The 21,970-nt window shown below is 58.7% G+C and carries 21 protein-coding genes, 2 tRNA genes and 1 pseudogene; 10 read left to right on the top strand and 14 right to left on the bottom strand.

Annotated elements, in window-relative coordinates; translation table 11 throughout:
- Positions 1-2: 2 nt before the first annotated feature.
- On the bottom strand, positions 3-965 hold the full coding sequence (locus JNB91_RS20090; protein ID WP_220327256.1) for a dihydrodipicolinate synthase family protein: 963 nt from the start codon (positions 963-965) through the stop codon (positions 3-5).
- Positions 966-1,070: 105 nt separating this feature from the next.
- Entirely contained in the window at positions 1,071-1,775 is a 705-nt protein-coding gene (locus tag JNB91_RS20095; protein ID WP_220327257.1) for a GntR family transcriptional regulator, read from the bottom strand.
- A 357-nt stretch (positions 1,776-2,132) separates the two neighbouring features.
- Between JNB91_RS20095 and JNB91_RS20100 the strand changes: the two genes are divergently transcribed.
- The 3 genes and pseudogenes from JNB91_RS20100 to JNB91_RS20110 all read left to right on the top strand — a co-directional run bounded on the left by JNB91_RS20100 (position 2,133) and on the right by JNB91_RS20110 (position 5,103).
- Positions 2,133-2,221, top strand: a tRNA-Ser gene (locus tag JNB91_RS20100).
- Positions 2,222-2,326: 105 nt separating this feature from the next.
- Positions 2,327-3,525, top strand: a pseudogene (locus JNB91_RS20105) (DDE-type integrase/transposase/recombinase).
- Positions 3,526-4,200: 675 nt separating this feature from the next.
- Complete coding sequence (locus JNB91_RS20110; protein WP_220327258.1) at positions 4,201-5,103, top strand: hypothetical protein; 903 nt, start codon at positions 4,201-4,203, stop codon at positions 5,101-5,103.
- Positions 5,104-5,247: 144 nt separating this feature from the next.
- On the opposite strand, the gene JNB91_RS20115 is transcribed toward JNB91_RS20110, so the two are convergent.
- Complete coding sequence (locus JNB91_RS20115) at positions 5,248-5,973, bottom strand: invasion associated locus B family protein (protein WP_220327259.1); 726 nt, start codon at positions 5,971-5,973, stop codon at positions 5,248-5,250.
- Positions 5,974-6,107: 134 nt separating this feature from the next.
- Here JNB91_RS20115 and JNB91_RS20120 point away from each other — a divergent pair, with 134 nt between their 5' ends.
- The 6 genes from JNB91_RS20120 to JNB91_RS20145 all read left to right on the top strand — a co-directional run bounded on the left by JNB91_RS20120 (position 6,108) and on the right by JNB91_RS20145 (position 12,550).
- Complete coding sequence (locus JNB91_RS20120) at positions 6,108-6,455, top strand: hypothetical protein (protein WP_220327260.1); 348 nt, start codon at positions 6,108-6,110, stop codon at positions 6,453-6,455.
- Between the two features lie 244 nt (positions 6,456-6,699).
- On the top strand, positions 6,700-7,548 hold the full coding sequence (locus tag JNB91_RS20125) for a CsgG/HfaB family protein (protein ID WP_220327261.1): 849 nt from the start codon (positions 6,700-6,702) through the stop codon (positions 7,546-7,548).
- A 256-nt stretch (positions 7,549-7,804) separates the two neighbouring features.
- Positions 7,805-11,164: a beta strand repeat-containing protein gene (locus JNB91_RS20130; protein WP_220327262.1), complete on the top strand. Its 3,360-nt coding sequence runs from the start codon at positions 7,805-7,807 to the stop codon at positions 11,162-11,164.
- Positions 11,165-11,219: 55 nt separating this feature from the next.
- Positions 11,220-11,642 carry a curli-like amyloid fiber formation chaperone CsgH gene (gene csgH, locus JNB91_RS20135; protein WP_220327263.1) on the top strand — a complete coding sequence of 141 codons (423 nt, stop codon included), beginning with the start codon at positions 11,220-11,222 and terminating at the stop codon, positions 11,640-11,642.
- A 23-nt stretch (positions 11,643-11,665) separates the two neighbouring features.
- Positions 11,666-12,265, top strand: coding sequence for a hypothetical protein (locus JNB91_RS20140; RefSeq protein WP_220327264.1), 600 nt, complete (start codon positions 11,666-11,668; stop codon positions 12,263-12,265).
- Between the two features lie 24 nt (positions 12,266-12,289).
- Positions 12,290-12,550, top strand: coding sequence for a curli assembly protein CsgF (locus JNB91_RS20145; RefSeq protein ID WP_220327265.1), 261 nt, complete (start codon positions 12,290-12,292; stop codon positions 12,548-12,550).
- 87 nt (positions 12,551-12,637) lie between these two features.
- On the opposite strand, the gene JNB91_RS20150 is transcribed toward JNB91_RS20145, so the two are convergent.
- The 10 genes from JNB91_RS20150 to JNB91_RS20195 all read right to left on the bottom strand — a co-directional run bounded on the left by JNB91_RS20150 (position 12,638) and on the right by JNB91_RS20195 (position 18,741).
- Entirely contained in the window at positions 12,638-13,039 is a 402-nt protein-coding gene (locus JNB91_RS20150) for a hypothetical protein (RefSeq protein WP_220327266.1), read from the bottom strand.
- 325 nt (positions 13,040-13,364) lie between these two features.
- A tRNA-Phe gene (locus tag JNB91_RS20155) sits at positions 13,365-13,440 on the bottom strand.
- Positions 13,441-13,986: 546 nt separating this feature from the next.
- Entirely contained in the window at positions 13,987-14,205 is a 219-nt protein-coding gene (yacG, locus tag JNB91_RS20160) for a DNA gyrase inhibitor YacG (protein ID WP_220327267.1), read from the bottom strand.
- Positions 14,206-14,380: 175 nt separating this feature from the next.
- A complete protein-coding gene (locus tag JNB91_RS20165) occupies positions 14,381-15,001 on the bottom strand; it encodes a Maf-like protein (protein WP_220327268.1) in 621 nt (206 codons plus the stop codon).
- A gap of 25 nt (positions 15,002-15,026) precedes the next feature.
- Entirely contained in the window at positions 15,027-15,245 is a 219-nt protein-coding gene (gene infA / locus JNB91_RS20170; protein ID WP_004435948.1) for a translation initiation factor IF-1, read from the bottom strand.
- Positions 15,246-15,387: 142 nt separating this feature from the next.
- Complete coding sequence (locus JNB91_RS20175) at positions 15,388-15,879, bottom strand: arsenate-mycothiol transferase ArsC (protein WP_430736329.1); 492 nt, start codon at positions 15,877-15,879, stop codon at positions 15,388-15,390.
- Position 15,880: 1 nt separating this feature from the next.
- Positions 15,881-16,354, bottom strand: coding sequence for a UPF0262 family protein (locus JNB91_RS20180; RefSeq protein ID WP_220327269.1), 474 nt, complete (start codon positions 16,352-16,354; stop codon positions 15,881-15,883).
- Positions 16,355-16,357: 3 nt separating this feature from the next.
- The gene (hisD, locus tag JNB91_RS20185) at positions 16,358-17,656 is read right to left on the bottom strand and encodes a histidinol dehydrogenase (protein WP_220327270.1); all 1,299 of its coding nucleotides are present in this window, start codon (positions 17,654-17,656) and stop codon (positions 16,358-16,360) included.
- A 55-nt stretch (positions 17,657-17,711) separates the two neighbouring features.
- Positions 17,712-18,143 carry a DUF2948 family protein gene (locus JNB91_RS20190; protein WP_220327271.1) on the bottom strand — a complete coding sequence of 144 codons (432 nt, stop codon included), beginning with the start codon at positions 18,141-18,143 and terminating at the stop codon, positions 17,712-17,714.
- Between the two features lie 337 nt (positions 18,144-18,480).
- Entirely contained in the window at positions 18,481-18,741 is a 261-nt protein-coding gene (locus JNB91_RS20195) for a hypothetical protein (protein WP_220327272.1), read from the bottom strand.
- A gap of 184 nt (positions 18,742-18,925) precedes the next feature.
- Here JNB91_RS20195 and JNB91_RS20200 point away from each other — a divergent pair, with 184 nt between their 5' ends.
- A complete protein-coding gene (locus JNB91_RS20200) occupies positions 18,926-19,474 on the top strand; it encodes a DNA-3-methyladenine glycosylase (RefSeq protein ID WP_220327273.1) in 549 nt (182 codons plus the stop codon).
- A 5-nt stretch (positions 19,475-19,479) separates the two neighbouring features.
- Here the strand turns inward: JNB91_RS20200 and JNB91_RS20205 are convergent, their stop codons facing one another.
- Positions 19,480-21,969: a cellulose biosynthesis cyclic di-GMP-binding regulatory protein BcsB gene (locus JNB91_RS20205; protein ID WP_220327274.1), complete on the bottom strand. Its 2,490-nt coding sequence runs from the start codon at positions 21,967-21,969 to the stop codon at positions 19,480-19,482.
- Position 21,970 lies beyond the last annotated feature (1 nt).

Consider the following 21,970-nt stretch of genomic DNA (forward strand, 5'->3'; position numbering starts at 1 on the left):
TATCAGGCCTTGCAGGTCTGAACTGCGCCGGGCAGCTTGCTCCAATCGGCATACCAGCTGTCGAATAGCTGCAGCTGCGCCTCGACATAACCGCGCTGGCTGTCGGAAAGCACGTCGGTCTCGATGAAGTTCAGGGTAAACTCCTTGTTCCCCTTCAAGACCATCATATGCTTGAAATAGAGCACCAGATCCGGGCCTTCATCGAAGGAGGAGAGCACGCCGAGCGCCTCTTCCAGTTCCTTGGCGCGGACGCGTGCATCCGCATCGCCCTTGGCGGCTGCCTGGGCAAGATTGCACAGATGCAGCACTTCCTTCGGCAGAACATTGCCGATGCCGGTAATGGCGCCGGTTGCGCCGCAATTGATGTAACCATGGGTGACGGCGGTATCGACGCCGATCATCAGCGTCACGTCGTCGTCACGGCTGGTGATGTTTTCGGCCGCATAACGCATGTCTTCCGGGCCGCCGAATTCCTTGAAGCCGACCAGGTTGGGATGTTCTGCGCGCAGCGCGAAGAACAGGTCGGCGCGGGTGGCAAAGCCATAATAGGGGCTGTTGTAGATGACCGCCGGAAGATCCGGAGCCGCCGACAGGATCGCCTTGAAATGGGCCTTCTGGGCGGAGATCACCGAACCACGCGACAGCACGCGCGGGATAACCATCAGGCCCTGAGCGCCGACCTTCTGGGCGTGCGCGGCAAGCGCCACGGCCGAAGCGGAGTTGATCGCGCCGGTGCCGACGATGACCGGAATGCCGGCCCTCACCAGGCGCTCGACGCCTTCCATGCGCTGCGTGTCGGTCAGAAGCGGCCAGTCACCCATCGAGCCGCAATAGACGACCGCCGACATGCCGGCTTCGATCAGTTCCTTACCCTTGGCAACCAGCGCGTCGAAATCCGGCGTGCGGTCGCTTTTGCAGGGGGTCATCAGTGCCGGTACGACGCCGGAGAAAATCTTCGATTTCATCTTGCAAGTCCTCGATATCAAAACGGCCGGCGGAGACGATCCCTAGCCCTTAGATAAGGAGAATACTCCTTCCATTTTCTTTGTCGACAAAAAAAATACAAGATATCAAAGATCAATATCGAGGCGGTCGTTGCGGGTCAGAAGCCGGCCGATCTGTTCGACGATCTGCTCGCCATGCGCCTTTCCGAGACGGTCTGCCTCGGCAACATTGCGCGCCTCGACGGCAGCGATGATCTCCTCATGCTCGTCGACATAACGCGGCGGCAGGCGATCCTCGTAGGACTGGTAATAGAGCCGCAGCATGCGGCGCCCTTCTCCGAGGAGCCGGTCGAAGAAGCTGGCGTAATAGGCATTGCGGCCGGCAGCAGCGATCGCCGAATGAAAATCGGCATTGGTGGCGATCATCGCCAGCGCATCCTGCGCCGCCACCGCCGCGCTGAATTCCGCCTGTCGCTCGCGGATGAGAAGAAGATCGTCCGCCCTGTGATGCTGTGCCGCCAGCCGGGTGGTGACGCGGTACATCAGGACCAGCGCATCGAAATAGGCGGGCATACCGAGAAAATCGATATTCGACACCATGGTCGAGCGGTTCGGCAGGGTCTCGATCAGCCCTTCGCCGGCAAGCCGCACCAAGGCCTCGCGGATCGGCGTGCGCGACATGCCGAAACGCGCCGCAAGCTGCACCTCGTCGATGGCGCTGCCGGGCGAAAGCTTCAGGTCGAGAATTTCGTCGCGCAACAGATCATAGACCAGTTTGACCCCGGAGCCGCGCTTGCGTTCGGTGATCTGGCTCGAATCGTCATTGGTCATTTGTGCCTCGTTTGTCGACATGATGTCTTTTCCTACTAGCGCACGGGAAGGGATGCGTTAAGCCAAAGGCCAGCGATCTCTTCTGTTCGTTCGATCAGGAAGGTGATGGCGAGGTACGAAACCCCTGCGCAGGGCAGGGATACGGTGACTGGACGTGAAAGGACGGCAATTTCCGTCGCAATCCGAGGGCGGCCAGGCCTGTTTTACGGCCCGCTCGAAATCGAGAGGCATCTAATTTCGGATAAATGTCATTATCTCTTCATTTTTCTCAGATTGAGGTTGATCCTGCAAAATTCATCGGTATATATCGCGCCGTTCCAACGTTTTTGGGTCCGCAGCGACACAGAACATCCTGATGGACAGGTGGCCGAGTGGTTTAAGGCGCACGCCTGGAACGCGTGTGTACGTGAAAGCGTACCGTGGGTTCGAATCCACCTTGTCTGCCATTTTTCTCGCTAGGTTATTGCTTTTCGAGGTCGTGATCTGTCGTGGCTCTTATGTCTCTGGGCGCGATCTCCCGCTTGTTAGGTATGAGGAGTGATGTGTCCATTATGATCAGTCGCATCTCTAAGATTGGCGTGCTGTGCGGCTCTGTGTGTCGCCGTCGCTCGTCGACAGAGGAAAAGCTTGCGATAGTCCAGGAGATCTACGAGCCCTAATGTCACAGTCAGCTTCGTAGCCCGACGGTGTGGCATTCAGTCGGACTAGGTCTCGCCTGCGCAGGCTTGCGGCGCAGGGTATGCTGACGGCCACAGGATCGCAGGAGGAGGTCGCCCGGCATCCGAATACAGAGCGTTTCAGAACCAGATGAAAGAGCTAGCGCCTCCTCGGCAAGAAGACGATGGAAGGCGAATTCCTCAAAGAAGCAATTGAGATAGCATCGGGGGCAAAAACACCTGGTGTGCTCGCTCTCGTTGCCGAAGGATGGTTCGCGTTGACGGCGATGTGCGAGACCCTGGGGGGGGCGCCGCTCGACGAGCAGGAACTGTTGGAATAGATCAAGTCGAGCATCGACGATATGCCGACCTAAGGATATCGCCGGGTCTCGCGATCCTGGGCCATAAAGCCTGCAGCGCAAACCGCCCATGGCCGAATGCCAAGCCCGTCTACCGGGTGATGAGGATTCACGGCATGCTCCTTCAGCACCACGCCGGGGCAATCGATATAAGCCGTCAGAATGGCCGCGTGTCTGTCGAGCAACGGAACCTACGTTGGTGTTCAGGCGGCCTCTAAATCGGCTGCGGCAACAAGGAGAAGGTGCGTCGCCTTCGCTCTCGATTGCTGTGATCGCGAGGCCATCGCCCGTCGCGATAACCGAGGGCATCAAGAGCTAGGACGTCCAGGATCTTCTCATCACGGCTGTTGAGAACCGCTTCGATCTCGTCAACACTCTTCCAAAGCCAATCGAATGGCTGACGGACAACGGCTCCTGCTTCATCGCTAAGGAAACCAATCGCCTGCTCATCGATATCGGCATGGAGTCGTTTTCAATGCCCGTTCGCAGCCCACAGTCTAACGGAATGGCCGAAGCCTTCGTCAAAGCCTTCAAGTGCGATTGCGTCTCGGTGAACCCCTTGCCGGACGCCATAACTGTTATCGCGCAACTGCCCACATGGTTCGAACACGACAATACCCTTCATTCGCAAAAGCGTCGGGCTATTGGTCGCCTCATGAGTTCTTAAATCGTCGAACAGAAACCTTATCCTGTCCGGTTTTAAAGGAGCCGTTTCACGTCCGTTTGCGCTCCTGATATCAATGGGTGACGGTGCGCTCGCGTTATCCGGCTTTGTTACCGGGGGGAGGCGTGTTGGGCGGCCGACGTTTACGATCCATGGGGTCAATTGGCGGCAAAACAGTATGGCGCCCGGGTGGCAGATATTTCTGAACTTACCGCCTCGGATGGATTTCGGCGTTCCCGTTTTATGGCGATAGTCGCGCTCTATTCCAGGTTCCGCACCCAGATCGGCGCCCCTTCGGCGGCGCATTATGCCGGGCCGGACACCTTTGAGCTTCGAGCCGCAACAGCAACTTTGTAACTCATGGCTCGCTAAGGGTATTGCGAAGGGATCACGGCGCATCGAAGGCGCGCGATAAATAGATCTCATCGGTCGAGTTCTGGCCGCAGGATTTCGGTTTCAGCCATGCCACAGCGCGAGCTGGCGTCGCAGCCTCTATTCATAACCGAGAAAATAGCCGTTCTATTGGCAAGCAATTGTTGTTCGAGCTGCGCATCCGATAGTTCTATTCGATAAATGGAGGGTGATATTCCGATCGATAACCCAGTAAATAATGCTGATGATAAAATTGTGTGGCGAATTATGACGTGAAATTCATCGATTTTAGATCGGTTATATAATTGTATATTTCAGGATTTATGATATTTCGCGATAGTTAACCTTGTTGAATTTCGGATGACATTTGGACGATGTGTGATTACTTGTCAAATATATCGTCATCGCAGCATATCAGGCAGAATCCGGGGTTTTTATCCTTAATAAAGGGGCAGTCGGCATCCCTGCTGGGTGTGCATCGTGAGCAGCCGAGATTGGCGACGATATTTTCAAGCCAGGATCGTTGGCTCATGGGGCATGTCGGTCTGGCATTGCATTTTCGGAAGCTGACGGGATTGTCGGAAGAGGGGTTGAGTGCGGCGAGCTTCATAAGAGACGTCACGAAATATGCGATAACCAGCAAAAATACTGCCGCCGCCTTTCTTAATGAGATGACTCAGTATGGTGTGATCTCGCAACAGCCACACCCGAGTGACAAACGAGTGCGCGTGATCATTCCCGCGCCGGCGACGCTCGAGGCGATCGGTGGGTGGATGGCGCTCCATCTGAGAACCCTGGATGCGCTCGATGGGGGAGGGCGTGTTGCCTGGTATTTGGAGTCGCGTCCTTCTGTACTCGGCCTTTTGCAGCCGGAAATCGCAAATGGGCTCCTGCATGACGAGACGATCCGTAATCCGCATCATGCCTTTGCTCACTTCATGTGGATGAATAGCGGGTTTCTGGTGACCGAGCGGCTGATAGCCTCACTGGAGAGTGATCTTGAGGCAGGGGGGCGTCTTCCGACCAGCCTTGTTTCGGCCGCCGAGCTGACGGCCAGCTTCAATCTGTCACGCTCGCATTCCGCCAGGAAAATCAGCGAGGCAGAAGAGCTCGGAATAGTTGGCTGGAGTGGAGCCAAGGGGCGCTCGAAAATGTGGGTGTCGCGCGAATTCGTCTCCGGTTTCCTCGATATTCAGGCGGCAAAGCTTTCAATTATCGATCATGTTGTCGCGGTGCATCGCTCGGCAACGTCCTTGAAGCAGTTCGACCGGGTATAAGGATCATCCGATCCCATGTTGGGGCAAAGGCTGAACTGTCGGTATCATGCTTGAAAATGCCTGACGCGCGCATATGCGCTACTATCCGTCTGATGTGATGCCTGGATGGCGCGGGATGATGCAGGTATCCCGTCCTTCGAGGGGTTAGCGGACCGCGGTCTCGCTGGCCTTCAGCGCATCAAGGGCCTCAGAAAAGCCTTTCAGCCCCAATGCGATCGGGATGCGCTTTCCTTCGGGCGTGGCAACTGAGACGATCGCCTGCTCTCCCTCGCGCATGGCGGTGGTCAGAGCTGGCTCGACAACGCCTTCCACCAGGCATCCCTGCGGCGTGCAGCGGCTGACGGAGAGCGAGGTCTCGTAGTTCGGCGCAATGGCGACATTGACCTTCTCGGCAAGGGCTATGCCCAGCGGCACCGCCATCTGCATGCGGGTGACGTTGGCGCCGGCATCGTTTGCGATGCTCATCACCAGAATGATCTGGCTGCCGTCCGGAGATGTCACGCGGCTGGAGACCTGGCAGACACGGCTCGAAGCGGCAATGGCTTCGCACTGCAATTCCCAGCTGCCGAACCGGTCTGCAGCGGCCACCGCTTCGGGGGGGGCTGTTTTGTTCGCTGGAGCTTCTGCCCGGGCCGCAGGTTTTGCCGCGGGTGCTCCGGCGCTCGTGCCGCCGCCGGCGGAGTTGATGATGCCGCCGTTCGGGGCGGCCGAAGGATTGTTGAGAATCGGGGCGCCGGTCGTGGACCGTGACGCCGGCGTCGAGAACATCGGTCCGGATGCGTTGGACTGAGCCTGTGCCGCCGTAACGACTGCGGAACTCATGCCGGCAATCAAAAATACCGCGGCAGCGGATGAGACACGACGCGCCATGATATCCTCCAGACTCAATACACGTTTTCTCCTTCATGCTCTTAAAACACAAATAAAGTAAAGATGCCGGTTGAAATTTCCGTTCCCTTTATTTCTAGTGTCGATGAAAGAAAAACGGCATAGAGGTGGAAAATATGCGCTCTTGGATAGTAGCAGCTGCCTGCGGATACATTTGCAGCCTCGGGGCAGCTTTGTCCGGTGAGGCGCATGCGCAAGCTTTCGTCAATCAGGCGACACCGCCCAATGGCAGGTCGGTCTATGTCGACCAGGTTCCTCCGGGCGCAAAGCCGCGTGCGCCGCGGCCGCCGGCAAGGGCGCGTGCTGCGCAGCAAAGCAATGCAAAAACAAAAGCTTCGGTCGTCGAGGAGGTCTCTTCGGTGGCGCGGCTCATTCCGACCGTCGGTGCCGGCTCCAGTGCCGTCATCAGATCCGGCGAAGCGCGCGAGTGGCCTTCCGTCGGCAGCGGCACGGTTCGAAGGTAAGGTGAGCGGCATCCCAAGAACAGGTGATGCATTCCTGATACAGAAGTAACCATACAAATATTCACCCAGAAATGAGACATTGCGAAGAGTTGTTTGTTGTGTAGACAATCTTCGCAACGCCGCAATGAATTGTGGTCTGTATTAAGGGGTGTTGCTGCAGTATTTCTTTGTTGATCTTTATTGAGGTCGACGGGAAATTCCGCGCAGTGAAAGTGCATCTTCATGGGTGCCCGGGTGGGGAAAGATGAAAATTAAGATTGCTGCGCTATCTGTGGTGGCTGTTGTTCTTGCCGGCTGCCAGACCGGGCAGCAACTCGACACGCCGGCGGCGACATTGACGGCGCCGACGAAGACGACGTCGAGTGTCAAGCGGCTTCCCTTGCCGGCTGCTCCGGTTGATGTTGCCGTCTATGATTTTCCGGACCTGACGGGCCAGGCCAAGCCGAACGAGAGCTTTGCCGAATATAGCCGCGCCGTTACCCAGGGCGGTGGCGCCATGCTGATCGACGTGCTGAAAAAGACCGGTGGCGGGAACTGGTTCCGGGTTGTCGAGCGCACCGGGCTGAAGAACCTCGTCCAGGAGCGCACCCTGATCGAGAACACGCAGAAATCCTATGGCCGCCCGAGTGGTCTTCCTCCCGTTCGTTTTGCCGGGCTTATCCTCGAAGGTGGTATCGTCGGATATGATTCCAACGAACTGACCGGCGGCGCGGGCGCGAAATATCTCGGTATCGGCGGCGACATGCAGTATCGATCCGACGTCGTAACGGTAAACCTGCGCGCCGTCAGCGTGCAGACCGGCGAAATTCTTGCGTCCACAACCACGACCAAGCAGGTTTATTCCGTTCAGATACGCGGTGGTGCCTACAAGTTCGTGACGGCAGGGGAATTGCTGGAAGTCGAACTCGGCCAGTCGCGCAATGACCCTGGTTCTCTTGCTGTACGTGAGGGGATCGAGCTTGCGGTTTATTCGCTGGTTGTCGAGGGCGTGCGGCAGGGATTGTGGGGCTTGCAGGACAAGTCCCAGGAGAAGAGGTTGATTCAGGATTTCGATGTAAAATATAAAAATCCTGCAGTATCTTCGGCATCGTGATTCGAAGTTCAGAATAATAATCACTAAAAATTACGTAAATGTGATGGCTCGCAACTGACGTTGCGGGCCATTTTCATTTTTATTCTATTTTTTATTGTCTCATTTTTGGGTGTTTATCTTATCTGAATTAACTATTACTTAGTAATTGGCTTTGTCTGTCTTGATTGGCGACATTCGATAGTGGTATTAAATTTTTGTTAATCAATCTTAGCTTGGGGCTACCGTGTCCACGGAGCAGGCTAATGGGGAGACACTTATGAAATACTCAAGTAGACAGACCCTGCTGCTGACCGGCGTTGCGGTCGCAGCTCTGGCGGGCTCGGCGTTCGCGCAGGAAGGTAATTTCGGTTACATCGGCCAGCGCGACACCAGCAACTTCGCTTACCTCTCGCAGGTTGCGGCAACGGGCGGCGACGGCAATGCTGCGTTCATCTACCAGCACGGTGTCAACAACCACTTCCTGCCGCTGACCGGAGCAGGTGCTCCTGCCGATGCGCAGATTGGCACCAACTTCCTCGGCGTAGAGCAGCTCGGCTGGAACAACTTCATCGGTAACGACTTCCTGCAGGATGGCGGAAACATTGCCGGCCTCGCCCAGTTCGGTGGCAGCAACTTCATCGACCAGTTCCGCCAGACCGGCGTGAACCGCGCCGCAATCTTCCAGGGCGGCTTCAACAACCTTGCCCGCAACGTTCAGGATGGAACTGGCGCTGCTGGCGGCGGATTGAACGATACCGGCATCATCCAGCTGAATGGTGATCAGACCGCGGTCGGCAACTTTGCCTTCAGCCAGCAGGTCGCAGGAAGCAGTGAATCCTTCTCCGGCACCTTCCAGGCCGGATCGGGTAACTCGGCGCTGACCACGCAGGAGCGTGCCATCGGCTCTGATGCCAACATCCTTCAAGTCGGCAAGGGCAACTTCGCCTCCAACTCTCAGGTCGTCGATACCTATACCGATCCGGCAGTCATTGCACAGTATTCAATCGGTCTTGGAAACGAAGCCGGCATCGCCCAGTTCGGAACCGGCAACGGTGCGTTGAACAGCCAGGATTCCAGCACGCAGAGCTCGGTCGGCATCATCCAGGGCGGCGATAGCAACAGTGCCAGCAACCTCTATGTCGGCGGCACCAGCCATGAAGCCGTGATCGGTCAGTTCGGTGACAACAACTATGGTGTGAACACCAGCCGCGACGGCACGAACAATGCGGCCGGCATCCTTCAGGTCGGCAATGGTAACGAAGCTGCCAACGCCGTCGTTAACGGTTTCGGCAACACGGCGACGATCGGCCAGTTCGGCGAAGACAACGTTGCCAGCAACACGCAGCAGGGCAATTCCAACCTCGTGCAGCCGGATTCGGCGACCGTCGCAACGACGATCCAGATCGGCAAGGGCAACCGCGCTGCCAACACCCAGCTCGCACAAGGCCCGTCCAGCGAAAACCGCGCCGGCATCCTGCAGATCGGATCCGACAACGCTGCCGTCAACGGCCAGACGGCCGGCAAGGACCAGAACGCTCTGATCGTCCAGGGCGGCTCGGGCAGCACCGGCTACAACACGCAGTCGGCATCGACCAATTCCGATGCAGGCGTCATCCAGTACGGTAACGGCACAAGCCAGAACCTCGGCGCCAACACCCAGACGGCGACGCTCGACAGCAATGCCCTCATCATCCAGGGCAACAATGGCGGCGACCAGAACAGCGCCTACAACCTGCAGGACGGCGTGACCGGGGCCAACGGCCTGATCGCCCAGTTCGGCGCAGGCAACGTTGCCGGCAACGTCCAGCAGGCCGGCAGCTCAAACGTCAATGCCGCAATCCTTCAGGTCGGCAATGGCAACGAGGCCAGCAACACGCAGGGTGCGGATCATTCCTACGCTGCGGTCAATCTTCCTGGTCGTACCGAATATTCGGGTTTCCTTGGCAGGATCAAAACCGAATATCTTCCATTGAGCATTCCGGGTGGCACCGTTAGTGCGTCTGCGGTTGATAGCCAGGCCGCTATTGCACAGGTAGGCGATGGTAACACAGCCTCGAATATCCAGGTGGGCTCTTACGTAGCTGGAACGCCGGCAAAGCAGGGATACAAGGTATCCGAGTACAAGCTGTTCCAGGGCTGGAAGGAAGTTGAGAGTGTCGCAGCGGTTGCACCAGGCGCCGGTTCAGCACAGTCTGCAATTGCCTCCAACGCCATCATCGGCCAATTCGGTGACGACAACATTGCCGCCAATCAGCAGATCGCGACTTCGGGTGCGGATGCTGCTTCGGTTCAGATCGGTGACGACAACAAGGCGTTCAACATCCAGACGCTCGCTGGCAACAGCGCCGCTGCAAACCTGCAGATCGGTGACAACAACACCGCAAGCGTCCAGCAGAATGCTCTGACCGTCGGCTCCAATGCTGCAAACGTTCAGGTCGGCGACGACAACATCGCCGGTGCCGTTCAGACTGCGGCAGTCGACTCCAACGCGCTGAACATCCAGATCGGTGACGGCAACGAAGCCGCCAACATCCAGACCGCAACGCTGGAAGCCGACGCTGCGACCCTACAGGTTGGTGACGGTAACAACGCCGCCAACGTCCAGAGCGAATCCAACGGTGTTTCTGCTGCCATTGCCCAGTTCGGCGATGACAACGAGGCCGGCAACACCCAGGCTGGTGTCAGTGATGCTCTTGCCGGCATCGTCCAGGTCGGCTCCGGCAACACCGCATCGAACGTCCAGAAGTTCGGCAGCTCGCAGGTTGCAGCTCTGACCTTCCAGAACGGTAACGACAACAATGCCGTCAACGTTCAGGGTGCGGAAGCTGTCAGCACGGTATTTGGAGCGCCGGTCTCGGCAGAAAACGCCCCAGCAAGCCTTTCTGCTGCTGCGATCGTCCAGTCGGGTGATGACAACACCGCGATGAACGTCCAGGGTGGCTCTGTCAACGTGGTTGACCTCGGCATCATCACTCAGGTCAACGCACCGGCTCCTGCGGTTGCTTCCGTTGCTGGTATCGCTCAGTTCGGCGATAACAACGAAGCTGCAAACTTCCAGGTCGGTACCGCAGGTGCAATCGCCGGAACGGTTCAGATCGGTGACTTCAACGCCGCCGGAACCGCGCAGACTGCAGTGATCGGTGCGCTTGCCGCCACCGTTCAGGACGGAACCAGCAACACGGCCACAACCGTCCAGAAGAATGGCGCCCTGCTTGCAGCCGCCACCTTCCAGACCGGTGAACGCAACATGGCGGTAACGACACAGGGCGGTAGCAATATCCTGGCTCCGTCCACGCTCAACTCGTCGCTGATCGTTCAGGCTGGCGCGGACAATGGCGCTTACGTCACCCAGTCGGGCAGCACCAGCACCTCGCTGATCGTGCAGACCGCAAGCAACAGCATTGCAGTCGTGGGCCAGACGGGTGCCGACCATAACTCCGCGGTAATGCAGGCCGGAAACTATTCCAATGCCTGGATCTCGCAGAGCGGCAGCGGTTCGAACTCCGTCGTGCTCCAGATCGGTGTCGGCGAAGGTTCTGCGACCAACCAGGCGTTCGTCGACCAGCGCAACGCCAACCAGAACTCGCTGGTTACCCAGATCGGCCGTGGCAACGTGGCCTTCGTAACCCAGCAGTAAAATACCGGGTCGGGGCGCCTTACGGCGCCCCGCTCACAACCGGCGGAGCAAGGACATGTCTCTCTTCAAGACCCGAGTTGTTCTGCTGATCTCGTCCATGCTTCTGGGCGGCCTTCCTGTGGGGGGCGTTTCAGCCGAAGACAGGCAAATCTATCCGGGAACCCCTGCCGACGAACGGGTCGCAAGCTGCGGCATTATCGTTTCAGGAGATGAAATCGCCCGGATCGAGCCGTTTGTCGAAGCTGATGGCGACCTTGCGGGACGCCTGGAACTCGACGTGACGAAACGGAGCCCTTCAGGGCAAAGTCAGTCCCGGCAGGCCGCAAACTTCGTCAACGGAAGGCTGGGGACGACGATGATTTCGATGGAAGGACCGGCTGAGGTGGCAATCGTGCTCTCGGTAAAAGACCGGTCAGGAAAGACACTGTGTGCAATGCGCCGTTCGATCGTGCTCGGCAGCATCCCTTTGAAAATCTGACCCGATGGCGGTGTAGCATGACAATGACAGCAAGAATTCTGAAGACCCTCAAGGCGGCAGTCCTCGCCAGCGCAATGATCGCGGCGCCGGGCATCGCTGCCGCGGAAAACCTTCTGGTTTCGGATTACGATACGAATCCCGCCGCCGTGCAGGGCCTGATGCAGCCGATCATGCCTCTGCTTGGCGGCTCCACCGGTTCCAATACCGGCATCATCCAGATCGGCATCAACAACCATGCCAATTCCGGGATCGACGGCACGGGAAGCCTGGCGCTGATCCAGCAGGCGGGAAGCAACAACCGCGCCGTACAGGCGATTGAGGGCAGCAATTCCGCGCTTCTTCTGGTTCAGGGCGGCACCAACAATTCAGTGCTCCAGGCAAGTGTTGGCGACAATAATTTCCAGCTGGTTGGCGCCTCCGGCAGCAATAACCAGATCGCCTATATTCAAAAAGGCGACAATCTCGCCGGCGCACTTGATGTCCGGGACTCGGTAAACTCTACTGTTGTTGCAATCCAGACACCACAGAGCGGAAACTACATGATGCCGACCGGTTTGCGTGGCCTTGAAAACAAAACGGTTGTTGTCGTGCCCGGCCGGATGTACGTTCTTCCCAAACGCTAAACTGTGCTAACGCAGGAGTTTTACATGAATTTCACCAAAACTGTTCTTGTTGCCGCAGCCCTGATGATCTGCGGCAGTGCGCAGGCTTCGCAGCTCGTCTATCGCCCGACCAACCCTTCGCTCGGCGGTGATCCGCTCAACGGCAACTGGCTCCTGTCGCAGGCCAGCGCCCAGGGCGAAGGTGCAAGCCAGAGCCCGGGCTTCTCGATCGACTTTCCCGATTTCGGTGGCGTGGATCAGCCGACCCCGGATCCGACGGATCTGCCAGATGTCGACGCACCATAAGAGATAAAATCGGTTAGCAGGGGGCGGGGGCGCCAGACGCAGAGGCAGTGATTGCCTCTGCGTTTTTTTGTGCTGTCTCGGATGAGGTCAGCGCTGGCGGATGATCGCGACGTTGTTGCGACCTTGCTGCGAGACGAAAGCCTGGTGCCCGGTACCTGTCTGGGTGATGGTTGCCGAGTTGAAGTAGCCGATCTGCGAGATCAGGCCGACATTCCGGCTGCCGGTCTGTTCGATCGAGGCGGTATTGAAATCACCGCTCTGGTAGACGAAGGACAGGTTGCCTGTGAGGTTCGACGTGTCCACGCGCGGGACCGCCGCCATGATGTCCATCGACGGCTTGAAGATTGCGGCCGTATCGAGCGCACCGGCGCTGGCGCCGCTGCCCGAGGCCTGCTGGACATAGGCGGGCGACAGGAGAGAACCTGCCGTCGCGCCTGTTGCAAAAGTATTAATGATTACGACTGCCAGTGCGATTGCTTTGTTGTTCATTTTTTTCTCCCCGTTTGTCGGTGTGAGGGGAGTTATACATACGCATTCCTAAGTATCGGCTTATGGCGATAGTAAATTAATCTGAAATTTTCGAGGTTGAATTCTAGTTGTTTAGTCTGGGGGATGGGGCGGGATCTGTAATTTGCGGAGCTTGGTGGCATTGTCCCTTGTGGGGCTCAAGGATCTGTCCGCACTCATGGCTGCTGAACCGCCCTGGGTTTCTGGACCAGCGGAGGCTGGGATTTGCCGGCGTCATGCTCTGAGCCCCATCCTTCGAGCGCGGGAACCACCCAAAATCACATACTATTGATTTTCTTAAGGTAAATGGTGCCCGGAGGCGGATTTGAACCACCGACACGCGGATTTTCAATCCGCTGCTCTACCAACTGAGCTATCCGGGCATCCGAGGCTTATCTGAAGCCTGCCGGTCGTTTGAGACCGTCCGGAGGATGTAACCCCCGGGAGCGAGCGGGGTTATAACATCTTGTTCGGCCATGTCCAGCACCCCCAGGCGACTTTTTTGACAGGTTTACGAAAAATCCGAATTTCCCTGCGAAATCAGTCGGAAACCTGCGGTGTGGCGAGGCAGGAATCGGCCGCTGCTGTGGATAATTGCCAAGTTTTGCCGGGACGGCACGATCCGTGGGGAGCGTATTGCCGGAAGGCGGTTGCCGGTTTTGGGAGACAGCACGGAAACGAGACGTCAAAGCCTCATGAGCGTGTCTTGACGATGGTGATGCGTTTGGTCGTCAGCAGGGCGCGCTTCTGCCAGTCTTGGAAAGACGGATCACGCGATAACAGCAGGTGCTGAAGCCAGTCGGCGGTCGGAGGCGAAAAGGCTCAGGAAGAACAGACGCCGCTGTTGTGGGGCAGGGGGCGCGGGCGGCAGAGGCAGGCGTCGAGGCACCGGCACTGCAATCCACGTTCCTGATCTTAATGGAGAGCGATTACTCGCGCCCATCCCGATCGTCATCCGCCTTGCTCTCATCGTCGGCCACCGGAATGGCGTAGGAGCCTTTCAGCCAGCGTGAAAGATCGAGCGTGCGGCAGCGCTCGGAGCAGAACGGATAGTCTTCGCGGGAAGAGGGTTTGCCGCATTCCGGGCAGGGCCGGGCTTTCCTGAGCGGCTCGACCTTGCCGCCCGTCTTGATCGGTTCGGATGTCATGGGAGCAACTCCTTTTTTTCAAATCATTCGAGCAATGCGCGCAGAACGCCTTTAGGGCAATTCCAGCAAAAGTGGGAACCGGTTTTGCGTCCGGAATTGCGTTAAGGCAAAGAGATAGAGCGGTTTCGCGTTTCGAAGAAAGGCGGAAATGCTCTAGCGCCGTCGAAGCCTGATATCAGGCCTCGGGCCAGCCCTGCGCCACATCGAACCCTTCGCCAGCCAGCAGTGTCGTCACGTCATAAAGCGGCAGCCCGACGACATTGGTGTAGGAGCCGGAAAGTTTTTGCACGAAGGCGCCGGCAATGCCCTGGATGGCATAGGCGCCCGCCTTGCCGCGCCATTGGCCCGACGCAATGTAATTGTCGATCTCGCGGGTCGAAAGCCGTTTGAAGCGCACTTTCGTCTCGACCACCTTCTGGCGGAATTGCCCGCCGGGGGTAACGAGGCAGATGCCTGTATAGACCCAGTGGCCGCGGCCCGAAAGCAGATGCAGCGCGGAGAACGCTTCTTCCGTATATTCGGTCTTTTCAAGGATTCGGCGGCCGACGGCAACGACCGTATCGGCGGACAGAATATAGCTGTGCCGCCAGGTCGGGTCGTCCTTGATGGCGCGATAGGCGGCCTCGGCCTTTTCGCTCGACAGCCGACGGGCGAGCGAGCGGGGATGCTCGGCACGCTTCGGCGTCTCGTCGATATCCATCGGCATCAGCCGGGCAGGCTCTATGCCGATCTGGTTGAGAAGATCCAGACGGCGTGGCGAACCGGATGCCAGTATCAGCTTTTGCTCAAGCGCCATTTCAGGCCTTATCCCGCCGAAAAAACTACTTGAAGCGATAGGTGATACGGCCCTTTGTCAGGTCGTAAGGCGTCATTTCGACCAGAACCTTGTCGCCGGCGAGAACGCGGATACGGTTCTTGCGCATGCGGCCAGCCGTATGGGCAATGATTTCATGTTCGTTTTCGAGCTTCACCCGAAACGTCGCATTCGGCAGCAGTTCCGTGACAACGCCCGGAAATTCAAGGACTTCTTCTTTAGCCATTTTATCGGTTTTCTTTCTGTCTAAGGTCGGGCAGGCAGGAATTTTCGTCCGCCGCCTCGAAATTTGCGCGGAAACTACACAATCACGTCCGGTTTGTGAACCACGCCTAATAGCTATTCTTTTGCATGCACAATTTCGCCGTTCAGCCGCTTGCCGGCGGCGCGCGCCTGATAGGTTTCATTCTCTTGTCGATCAGCTTCCAAAGATGGTCTCTGACCTGGCGATAGGCATCCAGCCGCTGCTCCCGCGTTCCCGTCACCACTGTCGGGTCCATGGTCGGCCAGTAGACGACATCGACGGAATGCGAACGGGTCAGTTCCAGTGCCGTATGATGTGCCTCGGGCGCAAGCGTGACGATCAGATCGAAGAAGTCGTCTTCGATCTCCTCCAACGTGCGCGGCTTGTGCGGACGCTTCTGGCTGAGCGAAAGCCCCACTTCTTCCAGCACGACATCGACAAAGGGATCAGGCTCGCCCGAACGGACACCGGCTGACTGTATATAGATATCGGGTTGCAGCAGGCTTTTTGCAATGGCCTCGGCCATCGGCGAGCGGATCGAGTTCTGCCCGCACATGAACAGGATCGCCGTCGGAATGCCGATTTCCTGTTTCCGGTTCGGTGCGTCGGCGGTCATCTCAGCCACGCCAGTAGAGGACGCAGACAAGCGTGAACAGCCGCCTTGCGGTATCGAAATCGACGCCGATCTTGCCGTCCAGCCGGTCCATCAGGGTTTGCGAACCTTCGTTGTGAATGCCGCGACGGCCCATGTCGATCGCTTCGATCCGGCTCGGAGTGGCGGTCTTGATCGCCTCGTAATAGCTCTCGCAGACCATGAAATAGTCCTTGATGATCCGGCGGAACGGCGTCAGCGACAGGATATGGGTGGCGACATCCTGATCCGCTTCGGTCGTGATCGTCAGCACCAGCCGTGCATTGACCAGCGAGAGCCTAAGCTTGTAGGGCCCGCCCGCATGGCCGAGCGGGGTAAACGAGTTTTCCTCGACCAGATCGAAGATCGCGACCGCGCGCTCATGCTCCACGTCGGGGGTGGAACGCCCGATCGAGTCGTCCAGAACGACATCGCAAAGACGAAACTCCCCCTGAGCCATCCGTCATTCTCCGGGGTTGAGGCGAATGGAAACGGAACGGGCATGCCCGTCCAGCCCTTCGGATTTCGCGAGCGTGATCGCCGCCGGCGCAAGCTGGCGAAGCTGTTCGGCACCCAGACGCAGGATCGACGAGCGCTTGACGAAATCGAGCACGCCAAGGCCGGACGAGAAGCGAGCCGAACGCGCCGTCGGCAGAACGTGGTTCGAGCCGCCGACATAATCGCCGATCACTTCCGGCGTATGGCGGCCGATGAAGATCGCGCCTGCATTGATAATGCCGGGCATCAGCGCATCCGGATCGGCAACCGCAAGCTCCAGATGTTCGGCGGCAATGCGGTTGGCAAGCGGCAATGCGCTTTCGAAATTTTCCACCAGGATCACCGCGCCGAAATCACGCCAGCTGGCGGTGGCAATCTCGCTGCGCGACAATGTCTTAAGCTGCCGTTCGACGGCGGCTTCCACCGCGCGGCCAAAATCGGCATCATCGGTCATCAGGATCGACTGCGCACCTGCATCGTGTTCGGCCTGGGCCAGAAGATCGGCGGCGATCCAGTCCGGATCATTGTCCTTGTCGGCAATGACCAGAACTTCCGATGGGCCGGCGATCATGTCGATGCCGACCGTGCCGAAAACCTGGCGCTTGGCGGCGGCCACATAGGCATTGCCGGGGCCGACGATTTTTGCGACCGGCGCGATCGTATCGGTGCCATAGGCGAGTGCTGCAACCGCCTGCGCGCCGCCGACACGGTAGATTTCGGTAACGCCGGCAATCCGTGCCGCAGCCAGAACCGCGGGATTGATCTTGCCGCCGCCGGCCGGCACGACCATGACGAGACGCGGAACGCCTGCGACCTTGGCCGGCACGGCATTCATCAGCACCGAGCTCGGATAGCTCGCCGTACCGCCTGGCACGTAGAGGCCGACCGCTTCGATTGCCGTCCAGCGAGACCCGAGACCGACGCCGATCGCATCCTCGTAGATATCGTCCTTCGGCATCTGCCGGGCATGGTGTTTTTCGATACGCTCTGCCGCAAGCTTCAGCGCGTCGATGACGGCGGGATCGGTCTGCGCAATCGCGGCGTCCACTTCCGCTTCCGAGATACGAATGCCGTCTTTCGCAAGATCAACGCGGTCGAAACGCGAGGAATAGTCGATCAGCGCCGCATCGCCGCGGGCGCGCACGTCGTCGATAATGGCCTTGACCACGGCATTGACGTCTTCCGAGACCTCGCGTTTGGTCGACAGAAACGCCTTGAACTGCGCTTCGAAATCGTCGGATGTCTGTTCAAGCCAGAGTGCCACGCGGGTCGTCCTTCTTATGTCCTGCCATCATCGGGCCGGACACACCCAGGATTGGTCAGGGATGGCGCGGCCTTGTTGGGGTTTCCCACGCGCCGCCGATATCCGCAAGTGCGACTTCGATGCATTCGACATCCAATTCGATCGCGGCATTGCCGGAAAGCACCAGTTCGACCGTCCCTTCGGGGCCTTCGCCCTTCTGGGCAAAGCGGATAGCGAGAAGCGACATCACGTCCTCCTTGCGCGCGCGGTTGATGCCGTTCGAGCGCACGGCCTCGACGCGCTTCAAAACGAGGGCGGCGCGATGGCGCTCGAAACCCTTGCGCTTGCCTTCCGCCGCGGCCCAGTCGAACCGGTTGGCGGCGAGCGAAAACGCCTTCTCCGAAGCGGACCAGTGCAGATCGCCCACCTTGAAAACTGCATCCTGCATATGGGCGGATATTACATCCAGATCATCCGTATCGAGAGCCAGAAGCTTCAACTCGGTCATGCGTCTCGTCCATCCTTGCGGCACCGCCTTGCGCGGCTGTTGTTCCATGATCAGCAGATAGGATGACGGCTTGCCGTAAACAACCGTACTTGTCTATGTCTTGCTCAAGAATGATGCGGACGAAAGGTATCGCGGGATTTGAAGAATGGTCTGTGCCGGCAGCACGTAGGGTTGGATTTTTCCCATGACGTTCGTGCCATTGTCTTCGTAACGCCTCGGATACAGATTTTCGAGGTCGTGGCGGACGTGCTGGAGATTGATGAGAGCTGAGTGCGGTGGAAGCACTCTAGATACAATACGCTTACGCGCTTTAGGGTTGGTTTAAACGGGCTACCTGTCAGGTTGGGTTCACAACCACCTGTTCCCATCCGGGCGACCGCAGAGCCCTGTTGGTTTTGACGATCGTATGGATGAGCGCATCATCATCGCGAATGCCAAGTTGATAGAAACGGATAGCCATTGCCGCGAGCCGTTCGGCGGCCGGATCATGACGTGACATGCAGGCGATATAGCGCGCCGTCTCGAAAATCGTCTGCAGCCGCTCCAGTTCGTCGGGGCCGATCGGTTCGTAAGCTGCCGCCGTGTTGGACAATCCCATCCCTTGTCTCCTTCAAGGAGATTTTTTAGCTTGACCTAATAAATGTATTTTTCTCCGCGATGGGAAAGCCTGAATGCAAGATGGCGTTAGCAGAGGGTAAATATCTGCTCCCCCCGGAGCTTGTCTGAAAGACGAATGCTCTCCTATATCGGCGCTTTGCAGTCTCAAGCGACGGCGGGGGAAGATGGATCCGGTTTTCTTCGAACGCGATGCGGCGATCGTCGCACCGGAGCTGATCGGCGCGGAACTCTATCTCGATGGATCCGGTGGCATCATCGTGGAGACCGAGGCTTACGAGCCCGATGATCCCGCATCTCACAGTTTTCGCGGCCAGAATGCCCGAAACGCGAGCATGTTCGGCCCGGCCGGCCATGCCTATGTCTATCGTTCCTACGGCATCCACTGGTGCCTGAATTTCGTCTGCCGGCCGGGCAGCGCGGTTCTGATCCGCGCCCTACAGCCGCTTGCGGGTCTGGCGGATATGGAAGCCCGTCGCGGCACCGGCGATCCGCGCCTTTTGTGTTCAGGCCCCGGCCGGCTTTGTCAGGCACTCGGCGTCACCATCGAACATGACGGAATGTCTCTGCTGGAACATCCGTTCGGTCTGAGAGCGCCGGCAGAGCCGGTACGTGTCGTGATCGGCCCGCGCATTGGAATTTCCAAAGCCGTGGACAATCCCTGGCGCTTCGGCCTTGATGGCTCCGACTATATGAGCAAGCGTTTTCCCGGCTGAAGCCGTCACCGCCGGCCGAGCAGGCTGAGCAATCCACCTGTCGCAAGACCGAGCAGAACACTTCCGGCCGCAAGCAGCAGGGCGTAGGACATGATGTTGTCCGACAGCCAGTTTGCCGTGATCAGCCTTGCATTGGCGAAGCTCAGCTCCTGTGTCGGCATGAAGCGGAACCAGCTGACCGGGACGCTGCCCATCTCTTCCTCCGCACCGCTGTAGATTGCGATGCGTCCGCTCATTTTCTCCCACTCTTCGCGCGTGGAAATGTCCTTCATGCCGTCATTGAGCTGCGCGCTGTCCGGTGCCAGGACGGCAGTCCAGGTTCCCTGTCCTGTCGGATCGCTTTCCTGCGCCACGAGAAGATGGGCCGTTTTCGGCGGCTTGTAGAGCTCGTCCGTGGGAGGTGCGAAGCGGAGCGCCGAAAGTGAGAGATCGTAATTGTCCTTCGCCCAGCCGCTCAGCTCTTCGAATTGCCGGCTGAAGAAATTGCCGTCGGCGCGCTGCTGCCAGTCCTGCAGGCTGATGCTGGGCTGTGTCACGGTCTGTGGCGTGATGTCCGGGCTCCAGCTGTTGCGGCTGTCCTGATCGATCTTCAGTTGGGAAAGAACGTTGAGCGGCATCTCCGAGATCCCACCGACGAAGATCGCGTTACGCTCCGCCATCCGCGCAGCCGACATCGTCACATTGAGCGGGATCACCCGATGCGATGCGCTGGCGATCTTACCGGCAAAGGTGGCGGCAGCCGAAAGTGTCGGCTCGTCGATGCGGCCGAGGAACAGCGAAACCGGTTCCTGGCCCATGAAATAGGGAAAGCCGATGCCGGCCGTGGCCGCGACATTGGGAACCTGGGCTATGCGGGCAAAATCCGGCATGTGGAACTGCGATGTGCCGAAGATTGCAAAGCGCGGCTTTTCCTCGCTGCTCGCGCCGGGCGCGCAGGACGCGTCGGCTGCCGTGCGCAATGCGGCTTCGACGGTGATCGTGTTTACGCCCGGCCGGAAATGCCGGAGTGTCAGCTTGATCGGAAGCTGCCGAAGGATTGCACCGCCCGCAGACGTGATCGGTACTGTGGACGCGATATTGCCATTGACGAAAATGTCGAGATGGCTGCCCGGCAGAACGTCCGGTGTATAGGCGGCATCCAGCAGGATTCGCGCCTCGCCATAGGCATTGGCGTAGAAATCAGCCGGCACGCCGATGGTGAAGCTGGTCCTGAACAGTCTGCCGGTAAATTCCTGGCTGCCGACGCCGAGCGCTGCGAAGTCCAGTACGGTATCGGAAAACAGAAGCGGCGTATCCATGCCGCGCCAGCTTTCCGTCGAAAGCACGTTGAGCCTTTGTGTCGAACGGCCGTCGAGAGAGGCGACGAAGCTGTCGACAAGCCCATCGATCGAGGGCCAGTTCGGGCCGGAAAGCACGAGAGAAGAGACACCGTTGCTGCGCGGATAATCGACGAAGCTTGCGGCCGCCGAATTGCTGGAGGCCGCAAGATTGGGAACGACAGTCCTCAATTCATCGGTCGTCCCGATGAAGACTGCGACTTCACCGGGCTGGATTTCGCCATCAGCCTGTCTGCTGAAGGTGAACGACTGGTTCGGCATTCCGGCAAGCAAAGCAAGCCCCTGGGAAAGGCGCATCAAGGTGTCGGTCGCGCCAAGCTGGTCGAGGGCCGGGGCGATGATCCGGAAGCGGGTATTGCCCTTGCCGTCCACGCCGATTGCCCGCAGGTCGTCGAGCGTGCCAAGACGCCGGTCATTGGCGCCGTCGAAGGACAGATAGGTCTTGGAAGGATCGACATCCGTCCACAGTTCATAGGTGGATTCGACCGTGCAGTCGGTACGATGGCGCTGGTTGGTGCCGAAGCGAACCATGTTGCCGCCCGCCTTGAGCAGTCCGGCAGGTATCTCGAAGACCCGCTCGGCAGGTTGCTCGGCGGAGGCGATCGTTTCGGCGGCAACGACCACATCGTTGATCGTGATCGTCAGTTTCGAGGTTTCGGGCGCGACGAAGATCGAGTTTTGATAGGCGACATGCAGCTTTGCGGTGCGCCCGGCCTGATCGGCCGTCAGGTAGAAGGACCACGAGCGCTGCTCGATCTCGCCATTCAGCCGCATATCACCAAACGGAAGCAGATAACGCCGTGTCTGATCGACAGCGCCTGACACAGGGGCCGCCTGCGAGGACGCCGGAGCAAGGCCCGGTATTGGCGGCTGGGCGCTCCACTGTGCCGGCGTGTTCTGCTGTACAGGCGGTGTGGCCGGCCTTGCGAGCGGTGGCGTTGAAGCCGGCGCAGGAGCCTGACTGGTCGGTGCCGGCCGAACCGGAGCAACCGGCACGGGATTGACAGGCACAGGCGCAGCAGCAGGCGGGGAGGGCTGCGTATCCTGAATACCACGATCCCGGCGTTCTGTTCCCATATCGAACGGTGATGCACCCTGTTGGGCGAAAGCCGGAGCGGCCGTGCAGGCGACCAGTGCGAGGACGAGGAGCTTGTTCATG

This window comes from Aliirhizobium wenxiniae, from assembly GCF_019511445.1.
In the GTDB taxonomy this organism is placed as follows: Bacteria; Pseudomonadota; Alphaproteobacteria; order Rhizobiales; family Rhizobiaceae; genus Neorhizobium; species Neorhizobium wenxiniae_A.